This window comes from Candidatus Marinimicrobia bacterium CG08_land_8_20_14_0_20_45_22 (assembly GCA_002774355.1).
Lineage (GTDB): Bacteria > Fidelibacterota > UBA2242 > UBA2242 > UBA2242 > 0-14-0-20-45-22.
In genome coordinates this window covers 1-9,202 of sequence record PEYN01000066.1, presented here as the reverse complement: position 1 = coordinate 9,202, position 9,202 = coordinate 1, and the positions used below count along the sequence as shown (strand labels likewise).

10 protein-coding genes are annotated in these 9,202 nt (G+C 46.2%); 3 read left to right on the top strand and 7 right to left on the bottom strand.

The window, feature by feature from the left end:
- Nucleotides 1-179 precede the first annotated feature (179 nt).
- Nucleotides 180-1,082, top strand: coding sequence for a hypothetical protein (locus COT43_04115; GenBank protein ID PIS29310.1), 903 nt, complete (start codon nt 180-182; stop codon nt 1,080-1,082).
- Between the two features lie 101 nt (nt 1,083-1,183).
- Here the strand turns inward: COT43_04115 and COT43_04110 are convergent, their stop codons facing one another.
- The 7 genes from COT43_04110 to COT43_04080 form a co-directional block, all read right to left on the bottom strand.
- The gene (locus COT43_04110) at nt 1,184-1,927 is read right to left on the bottom strand and encodes an outer membrane lipoprotein-sorting protein (GenBank protein PIS29309.1); all 744 of its coding nucleotides are present in this window, start codon (nt 1,925-1,927) and stop codon (nt 1,184-1,186) included.
- Nucleotides 1,924-3,198, bottom strand: a complete 1,275-nt coding sequence (locus COT43_04105; protein PIS29308.1) for a hypothetical protein — start codon at nt 3,196-3,198, stop codon at nt 1,924-1,926. The genes COT43_04110 and COT43_04105 overlap by 4 nt, the downstream gene beginning before the upstream one ends.
- Complete coding sequence (locus COT43_04100; protein PIS29307.1) at nt 3,195-4,367, bottom strand: ABC transporter permease; 1,173 nt, start codon at nt 4,365-4,367, stop codon at nt 3,195-3,197. Before COT43_04100 ends, COT43_04105 begins: the two co-directional genes overlap by 4 nt.
- Nucleotides 4,368-4,380: 13 nt before the next feature.
- Nucleotides 4,381-5,082 carry a lipoprotein-releasing system ATP-binding protein LolD gene (locus COT43_04095; GenBank protein PIS29306.1) on the bottom strand — a complete coding sequence of 234 codons (702 nt, stop codon included), beginning with the start codon at nt 5,080-5,082 and terminating at the stop codon, nt 4,381-4,383.
- 15 nt (nt 5,083-5,097) lie between these two features.
- Nucleotides 5,098-6,186 carry a hypothetical protein gene (locus tag COT43_04090; protein PIS29305.1) on the bottom strand — a complete coding sequence of 363 codons (1,089 nt, stop codon included), beginning with the start codon at nt 6,184-6,186 and terminating at the stop codon, nt 5,098-5,100.
- Nucleotides 6,183-6,764: a hypothetical protein gene (locus COT43_04085; GenBank protein ID PIS29304.1), complete on the bottom strand. Its 582-nt coding sequence runs from the start codon at nt 6,762-6,764 to the stop codon at nt 6,183-6,185. The genes COT43_04090 and COT43_04085 overlap by 4 nt, the downstream gene beginning before the upstream one ends.
- A 164-nt stretch (nt 6,765-6,928) precedes the next feature.
- Entirely contained in the window at nt 6,929-7,297 is a 369-nt protein-coding gene (locus COT43_04080) for a chaperonin (GenBank protein ID PIS29311.1), read from the bottom strand.
- Nucleotides 7,298-7,430: 133 nt separating this feature from the next.
- Between COT43_04080 and trxB the strand changes: the two genes are divergently transcribed.
- Nucleotides 7,431-8,360: a thioredoxin-disulfide reductase gene (gene trxB, locus COT43_04075; GenBank protein PIS29303.1), complete on the top strand. Its 930-nt coding sequence runs from the start codon at nt 7,431-7,433 to the stop codon at nt 8,358-8,360.
- 36 nt (nt 8,361-8,396) lie between these two features.
- Nucleotides 8,397-9,202: peptidase C45 (locus COT43_04070; GenBank protein PIS29302.1), on the top strand; the 806-nt coding region annotated here is incomplete at its 3' end.

The following is a 9,202-nucleotide window of genomic DNA, read 5'->3' as shown; positions in this document are numbered from 1 at the left end:
CGGCGGGACGTGGATTGCGATATTTACTCGGATTTTCCATTGTCGATTGATAAGATTGAAAAAGGATCAAAATTAATCATTACAGGACACGGACCGGTCAATGGCGGCGGAGATGATATCAAACTCAACGCCCGTGACGGTAACATTCGAATTTGCAAGTCTAACGGGAATTAAATATCATGAATCCAAAAAGTCAAAGAAATCGTTTTTCTCAGACCAATAGTGTGCTTGCTTTGCTATTGTTTTTCGGAACATTGATGGCTTCGGAAGTGCAGACTGTTCGTCATGATATTCCGCTCAAAGGCGAGAAGCAACTCGATGTCAAGATCGAATTTGCGCTTGGGCGATTCTTCCTAAAAAGTTTAACCGACGGTAATTTTGTAATGAAATCGCAGATGACTTACCGCGACAAAGATCTTAAACCTAATGTAGAGTATAAAACGCGTGGAAATCGCGGACGACTCCATCTCTACTCGCAAGAAAATGTTGGGGAAAAACACTTCAAATTCAAACACGAGAGAGATTCATATAAAGAATCCAAGAATAGCTCTTGGGAACTTGGTTTCAATAAAAATATTCCGACCTCGTTTGATATTGAAATGGGATTGGGAGACGGCGAGATGGATTTTACCGATATTTGTGTCAACGATCTGAACCTTGAGTGTGGATTAAGCGATGTTTTGGTAGAGTTTAACAAGCGAAATAAGGAAGAAATCCGGAATATTAATATCCAGACTGGCTTGGGAAATGTTGTCGTTCGCGGAATTGGATGGTCAAACGTGGAACGTTTTGACGTTGAGTGCGGTTTGGGCATCACAACCCTCGAATTCAATGGAGATCTTATAAAGGACACCAAGGGTAAGATCAGCGTTGGGCTCGGGTCAGTCAAAATTGAAATGCCGGATAAGATTGGAGTCGAGGTTCGGGCGGAAAGATCTTTTCTGTCATCAATAAATCTCCGAGGTTTCGACCGCGTTGACGATGACATTTATCGAAGCGGAAACTGGAAATCTGCGAAAAAACGAGTGTATATCATCATCGAAGTCGGATTGGGCAGTGTCGATTTCGATTGGATCGAGTGACGCTCCGTCCCGAAACTTCGGGATTATGATAAACCGAAAAGCCGGAAGAAAATCTCCCGGCTTTTTTTATGGCGTTAATCACTTGCTTGCGGCTCGCCCGCTTATTTCCTCAAAGCCGCCTTGGTAAACTGGTAATCCGGAATTTTGGCGTTGAAGTCAATGGAATCAATGATATACTCGGTGCCACCGCCGCGCGAGAGCATATCCTTGAACGTTATCCGCTTTGGAAGCCAGCGTCCATCTTGGTAAAACACTTCAAGAATTTCGGTTTTCTTGAGAATTCGTCCGCTCTTAGCAAAACGCTCTTCTTTCAGCGACAACCAACGCTCGGCATCGACCCAGATTTTACGGGAATGATAGGCGACCTCGCTGTTATTTGCGGTCAGTTGCAACACCCAGCAGTTGCGATTGTTGTATTTTTCTTTGCCGAGCACGATCGCATCATAGTTGGTTCGCAATTCATCGCTTTCCATCATGTCCTCGTAAGACATGTCCGAGCCCATGACCGATTGTTTCAACAGATGTCCTGAGATGGTGATGATCCGATCGCTGGGTTCCGGCGTGTAAATCCAGAGGTTTTTTTCCAATTTGAGCATTTTTTTGCCTTTTTCGCGGGCCGGCGCCAGGTATTCGACGAAGGCTTTGTCATTGCCCCTGGACCAGGCTTTAGATTGAATCGTGCGGTCGCCGGTGCGACTATGGACAATCATCGTGGATACACTGATGGCTTGCTCAAATATCTGGTTCTGGTCGATCCGCTTCAGAATTTCATCACCGGTCGGCGTCTGAGCATTTATTGTAACAATTAAACTGAAAAGTGCGATAAAAAGCAGTGCTTTTCTCATGTTTCCAACTCCTTAAATAATGAGGCTGTCTGGCGTCGGTAAATACCGACCCCGGCTAATGCCGTTCCCAGTACCGTGGCCAACAGTCCCGGGAAAAAGCCGATGTAGTAAGTTTCGGAAGTAATCTTGGATCTGAATACTGTTGGAATCATCATATTGACGTTTTTCATGAAAGCGCCGATGTCCAGTCCTTTTACTTGCATCCAGTAGGCGAAACCCAGTCCGATGGTTGTGCCAATCACCGATCCAACGAATCCGATTACGATTGATTCGTAGATTAGTGAGCGGAAAATATGGCCCTTTTGCTCACCGATGGCCAGCCGGACGCCGACCTCACCATAACGTCGCAAACCGCCCAGCAGACCGGCGTTCCACAATACCACCGACATCACGATCACGAAGATTACAACGATCATCTCTGAGGCATTGGAAGCCATATCCAAGTAGCCGCTGAGGTTGCTTAACTCCTTCAGTTTTCCCATTACCGGCGCAAATTCATCGTCGCTATTCTCATATTGAGCGTTGAAATTATTAACAATATCGGCGCAGGCCGCATCATTATAGACACGGTTGGGTAGGTAACCGAGAATCTCACCGGCGGCATCGTCCATTTCTAGGATAAATTGCATGTCGTTTACATCGGCAATTATGGCGCCCCGATCCATCATTTGAATCCCGAAACGCATCGTGCCAACGACGATGAAATTGTGGACAACCATACTGCCGTACATGCTGGATGTAATCAGCGTTGCCGCATCGCCCTGTTTTACGCCAAGGTTTTCAGCCAGATCATCGCTGATCAGGATTTCGTCGGAGCGCTCTGGCATTCGGCCGGTTACGATTGACTTGGCAATATTTAGCGTGCTGATCTCGGTACTTCCGGGACTTAAGATATCTACGCCCATCCCGGCGACCATGCCCTGTGATTTGGTCTCGCCGTTTTCGTCCGGAATATCCAGTAAGCCGCCGAACTGGATGCGTTTGACCCATGTCATGTCGGGATATTCTGACTGGAGTTGGTTCATAATTTTGCTGACGTTGTTCAGCGCCAGATCGTTCGGCACCTGATCAGCGTTTTCAGCATAAGCCCGGCTCATCACTTTGACATGACCGGTGGAAAAACGGGCGCTGTAATCGACCATGTCGGTGAGCACGCCGTTCATATAAGACTGCATGAATACAGTGATAATTACGCCAATCGTAACGATAAGAAATGGGAACAAGCTCCGATGATGGTCGCGCAACAGACCATTAATAATAAATTTGATCATTGGATTTTCCCCCTAATAGCATCCGTCGGGTTCATTTTGGAAATGCGGCGGGCGGGTATGTAACTGACAATTGTGGTCGTGATCAGCACCAGTAGCGTTGATCCAAGCACCAGCCAGAGAGAATAATACGGATAAATGGTTTCAGCGACCGTTAATCCAAAATCATCCGTGCCAGCCGGCATGGTCCAGCCCACCTTAGCCTGATAAGCCAGCAGTGGAATTCCATAGATCGCCGCCAGAATTGCCGCCAGAATGGAATGCATGGCGCCCTCGACGGTAAAAAGCGCGACCACCTGCCGTTGAGTCATTCCAAGAGCGATATGGGTACCAATTTCTTTCTGGCGACGGAAAATTGACAGTACCTGAGTGTCGAAAATAGCCAACATTGCGAGTGACATTAAAATGATGAAATATACCGATCCGGCAATGGATTTTACTTTAATCAGTTCCCTTATTTCGGCGAGCAGGAAATAGTGGTCATTGAATTCCCAGCCCGGGATACTGCCGATGAAACCAGTTTCCCGAGATGCAGTCAGGATTGTCGCCTCATTAGGCAATTGAAACATTTCCTGGTGCTTCTTCAGAGGTATCCAAACAATACCCAGATCAACTGTTGGTACATCCGTTCTGAATATATGAACGATTTTGACCTCATTGGCATCAAAGGTACCCTTAACATCCCGCCATCGAATCGTGACATAATCGCCGACTGATAGTTTATTATTGCGAGCGGTGCGCTCGCCGATAATGGCGGGAATTTCACCGTCTTTATTTACCAGATAACTGGTTGGCAGTTCAATTATTTTCTGTTCTGGATCGACGCCGCGAATGGAAATGTTCTGGATCCGGCCTTCCGGATACATGGTGGCTTGGCTGATCAGCATCGGCGTCAACTTTCCCTGAGCGATTGCTTCCTGCGTTGCAATGGATAGTGGCGCATGACTGTCATCGATCGAGAATGGATCATAAGGATCGTAATTCTCCTGCCAGTACTGACCGCCGCCAATCTGCCAACTGATTGTGTCCCGCCGCGCCTGCAAGTCCCAGCCGTTCAGGATGCCCTTAAACCAGATGATCACGATAAAAGACAGCGATAGGACGAATACATTCAGCCAAGTCCGTAACCGGGCGCCCATTAAATTCCGATAAGCTAATTTTAAGGCTAACATAATCACCTCCCGATTATTGTTTGCTGATCAATTCGTCACCGACCACCTTGCCGTCATTCAGGCTGATTTTTCGATGCAAATACTGGATGACTTTATCATCATGAGTAGCAAAAATAAACGTGGTTTTCAAGTCACGATTCAGTTTTTCCATTGTCTGCAGGATATTATGGGAATTCATTGCGTCCAGATTGGCGGTCGGTTCATCAGCCATGACGATTTTGGGTGATTTGACCATTGCGCGGGCAATCGAGACCCGCTGACATTCACCGCCGGACAGCTGCGCCGGACGGGATTTACGCTTGTCCTGTAAGCCGACCCACTCTAGCGCTTGATCTACAAGTTTTCGCCTCTCGTCCCTTCCTATTTTTAATAGCAATAACGGAAGCTCGACATTCTCGAATACGTTGTAAACCGGCAGAAGGTTGTAGGTTTGAAAAATGAATCCCAAGTGATGATTCCGCAGATTGGCCGATTGATGGCTACTCAGCGAACCAACCGATTGGCCTAATACGTAGGCATCTCCTTTGGTGGGCACATCCAGCGAACCGATAATATTTAATAGGGTTGTCTTGCCGGAACCGCTCGGGCCAACCAATCCGGCAAATTCGCCGGATTCAATCTCGAGATTAATTTCATTCAGGGCTCGGAAGAAACTGCGTCCCATCGGATAGTCTTTAATCAGTTGTTGGATCGAAATCAATGCGTCGTATGCCATAAATTCACCCTTATTTTAATGATTATAGATCAAAATTAGCTGTAAGCCTTTTCCGGCGCCGATGGAAGCATCTCCAGAAAGCGCCGCGTCCGGATAATTGAAAAAATTGAGATTAACGACAATTTTATCATAGGTTCTCTGCCAGCCTATATATTGGTAAAAATCGTGCGTTGTCCATGAATAATAGCCGATTGCCGTAAGATTATCGAAAAGCATCAGCGGATAAGTCAGCATAATCGCCGAAACCTGAACCGGATCATCGAGTTCTACCCCGGATGAATTATCGACGGAAATGATATTGTAATTGTAGTAATCTGTTTTGTGCTCAAACAGGGTATATAGTCCGTTGCCAATCCCGAAAGTGTAGTCGGCTCCGAGTGTGGTGAAAGATTGTAATCTGTCATGGCTGAACTGGCCGACGGTTTCTATCCACCAGCCGAGGATAAAATCCCAGCGTCCGTCGAGAGCAAGGCGATTTTCGAGGCCGTTGACCGCATCTTCAATATAACGCTGATGATATGTCAGAGCCACTTCACCGTGCCGGACAGGGATTTGAAAACGCCCGCCAAACTCCGGCTCTCCTTTTGTAGTCGGCTCAGCTTCGTAACCTTTGGTTTCTTCATTACCATACAATACCCAAAGCCAGGCGTTGGCATTGTTCAGGTAATTATGACGGAAGCGCAGGCCGTAAACGCCTTCAGTAATTTTCATGGGATCGCGCGGGTCGAGCCGATCGAACCACATCAGCGACCGCAGAATCTGAGCCGGGCCGAAATTGATCTTTTGCAAACCGATTTGAGTCTCGGTTTGGGCGGTTGCATAACGAAAATTCAATCGATAGGGCTGAATATTGTCAAATCTGATTTTCTCGTCAGAATTAGCAAAACCGTAAAAAGCCAATTCCGCCGATATAAAGTGATCAGCATTCAGCGGCTTAGTTAGCGAAAATTGCGGAATGTACTGCAGTCCGGCGGAAACCGACCGGCTTTCATCCAGATTGCGACCTGTCAAACGCGCCGAGAGTTGGCCGCGAAAATCATAATCCAACGCCGACAATGAAAGAACAGCCGCGATCATAATCAGGCAAACCCGGTTGAATTTCATTTCTGCTCCGCTTCCGGTACCGGCATGATGCCATAGTAAATGAAGTTATTGACCTCAAGTACGAAGTCCGTATAATTTGGATACAGAGCGGCGAGTTGATCGTTGTTCGCCAACTCCGTCAATTTGTGAAGAGCCGCGATGAAAAATTCCGGGCGCATGCTTTTGCGAACGTCGCCTTTCTCCTGAGCGTGGCGAATAAAATCCATGAATTTTGTCATCGTTTTGCTGAGAAGCTGTTCATAAAAACGCTGTACATCCGGAACGTATTCCAGATAGTCATGGACATACTGTTTGCCCATCTGGGAGACAGAATCTTCCTTCATTTTCAGAAGCGCCTGAATTTTTTCGGCGAAGGGAATGTCCGATCTGTCGATTTCATCGAGCTTTTCCAGGCCGGCATCGATTATTGATTGCCATAAATATTTCACCAGTTCTTTTTTATTTTGAAAATATTTGTAAAAGGTCATTTTGCTGAGGCCAGCCTTTAAACTGATCTCTTCAACCGTTACGCGTTTGATGCCGTGTTGCCGAAACAAGTCCTCGGCGGTTTCAGCTATCTGCTGTTTCTTTGTTGTCATCACTTGTATCACCTTTTTACCGATCTTTTCTCTGGGTGTGTTTACGATATCATAATATGTTGACGATATTCGTAAGTAATGTACACGCTGATAAATAAACAATCAAGGATTATTTAAAGTCGGTTTGGGTGTTCAAGCAGAAGGGCTGAAAATTTCCGGAAAATTTATTCCAGATATCCATCTCTCATCAGCATAAGAATGGAGGAATGTGAAACGATGAGATATTTTTTATTCTCGATTTCGATTTCGATGGCGGCTTTTCTTAGGAAAATTGCGTAATCGCCTTCCTCTGCCTGAAGCGGAACATACCGCGGTTCGTAGCTCTTTTCTTCTTCCCATGGCTGTTCGTCGAGATCATTGTCGAAAGGAAGTGGAAATCCGGGCCCGGTTTTAACGACGTATCCGCCCTGAACCTTTTCTTTTTCCTTAACGCCCGGAGGGAGATAAAGACCGCTCGGCGTCTTGTTGTCGTCAGGTTCCGGATCGATCAAAACCCGATCGCCAATGAGTATAATTTGTGTTCCTTCTTTCATCATAATTAAAATTTACACGTTTTCTTAATCGGTTTGCAAGACGAAAATCCGATGAAATTTTGTCTAACGATTTTTCGCATGATATTCATAAATTATGACGAAAATTTTTTGAAAGATGGAGGTACAAAGACGAATGAATGATGAGATTTTTGATGTTGTAATTATTGGTGGCGGACCTGCGGGATTAACGGCTGGAATTTATACGGCACGCGAAACGCTCAAGACGATTTTATTGGAGAAGGAATTGACCGGTGGTCAACCGACGAAAGTCGATATTCTTGAAAATTATCCGGGTTTTCTGGATGGAATTCTTGGTATGGAATTGATGGACAAAATGCGGGCGCAGGCAGAAAAATTCAACGTCAAATTTGGAGAATTCGAAGATGTCCGCGCGATCATTCCAGAGGGGAAAACTTTTCGGTTGGTCACGGAGAATAATGAATACGTTTCACGCGCCGTGATAATATCGACGGGAGGTTTACCACGCCTGATCGGCTTGGAATCTGAAAAAGCGTTGTTTGGAAAGGGCGTTTCCTATTGCGCGGTTTGCGATGGACCGTTTTATAAAAACGCCGATATCGTGGTTGTCGGTGGCGGCGACGCGGCGGTTCAAGAGGGAATTTACCTCACCAAGTTTGCTAAAAAAGTAACAATCATTCACCGGCGCGACCAATTGCGCGCCCAACCGATCCTTCAGCAACGCGCTTTTGACAATGAAAAAATCGCGTTTAAATGGGATTCGGTGGTAACAGAAATTCTCGGTAGCGATCACGTCGAAGGCGTAGAAATTCGGAACGTTAAAACCGGTGAAAAAAGCCGGTTTGCTGTTGACGGTGTCTTTGTTTTTATCGGCTGGCTACCGAATACGTCGTTCGTAAAAGATTTATTGAAATTAGACCGAGACGGCTATATCATTACCGGCGAACATATGGAAACGTCCGTCAAAGGAATTTTCGCAATCGGCGACGTGAGATCGAAAAAATACCGACAAATTGCGAATGCAATCGGTGATGGAGCCAATGGCGCGCTTGCGGCTTCGGATTATCTCGCTGAGCGAAAATAACTTGCGCATCGCGCGGTTTATTTAAAAGGATTCAATATGATTCGGAATTTTTGCAGATTTTTCATAATAGCCTGTCTTTTCCTGACATTTTTTGTTGGAGTTATCTTGTCGGAGGAATGCACAACCGGTGTATTTTCCGGCGCAGTGACAAACAGCGCGCGCCCGATTCTGTGGAAAAATCGCGACTCGAGTTTTAAAGACAACGAAGCGGCTTTTTTCTCGCATGACGGAACGCAGTTTATCGGGATCATCAACGCCGATGATACGATGCAGGTTTGGGCGGGCGTAAACAATCACGGATTCGCGATTATGAATGCCGAATCGCGCGATATGGCCATTCCCGGCGAAGAGACGCTTTACGACGATGAAGGCGTCTTGATGAAAACGGCGCTTATTTTATGCAAAACCGTTGAAGATTTTGAAAATCTCTTAAAGAATACAAACGAAACCGGCCGGGCTGTCACGAGCAATTTTGGCGTGATCGATGCCCTGGGCAACGCCGCCTATTTTGAGACTGGCAACCATGAATATTTCCGCTTTGATGCCATAGATTCTGATGAGAAACTCCTGATTCGCGCCAACTTTGCTTACAAAGCGCGTTCTGAAGAGGGTTACGGCAAACTGCGTCACGACCGGGCTTTCAAATTGGCGCAAAATTTGATTGGCGAAAAAAAAATATCCGTAGAGGAGCTGATTTCATGTGTGACCCGCGATTTTGGTTTATCGAAGCCGGATCAAAGAAAAGCTCGTGATGATGATTTTGTGAAAACTGTCGATACAATCAGTCGTCATCGTACGGTCGCCGCGGCGGTTTTCGACGGCGTTAATTCCGGCGAAGATCC

Excerpts from the sequence above, each read along its gene's own strand:
- COT43_04115 (PIS29310.1), top strand. The coding sequence starts at position 180 with ATGAATCCAAAAAGTCAAAGAAATCGTTTTTCTCAGACCAATAGTGTG.
- COT43_04110 (PIS29309.1), bottom strand. The coding sequence starts at position 1,927 with ATGAGAAAAGCACTGCTTTTTATCGCACTTTTCAGTTTAATTGTTACA.
- COT43_04105 (PIS29308.1), bottom strand. The coding sequence starts at position 3,198 with ATGATCAAATTTATTATTAATGGTCTGTTGCGCGACCATCATCGGAGC.
- COT43_04100 (PIS29307.1), bottom strand. The coding sequence starts at position 4,367 with ATGTTAGCCTTAAAATTAGCTTATCGGAATTTAATGGGCGCCCGGTTA.
- COT43_04095 (PIS29306.1), bottom strand. The coding sequence starts at position 5,082 with ATGGCATACGACGCATTGATTTCGATCCAACAACTGATTAAAGACTAT.
- COT43_04090 (PIS29305.1), bottom strand. The coding sequence starts at position 6,186 with ATGAAATTCAACCGGGTTTGCCTGATTATGATCGCGGCTGTTCTTTCA.
- COT43_04085 (PIS29304.1), bottom strand. The coding sequence starts at position 6,764 with ATGACAACAAAGAAACAGCAGATAGCTGAAACCGCCGAGGACTTGTTT.
- COT43_04080 (PIS29311.1), bottom strand. The coding sequence starts at position 7,297 with ATGAAAGAAGGAACACAAATTATACTCATTGGCGATCGGGTTTTGATC.
- trxB (PIS29303.1), top strand. The coding sequence starts at position 7,431 with ATGAATGATGAGATTTTTGATGTTGTAATTATTGGTGGCGGACCTGCG.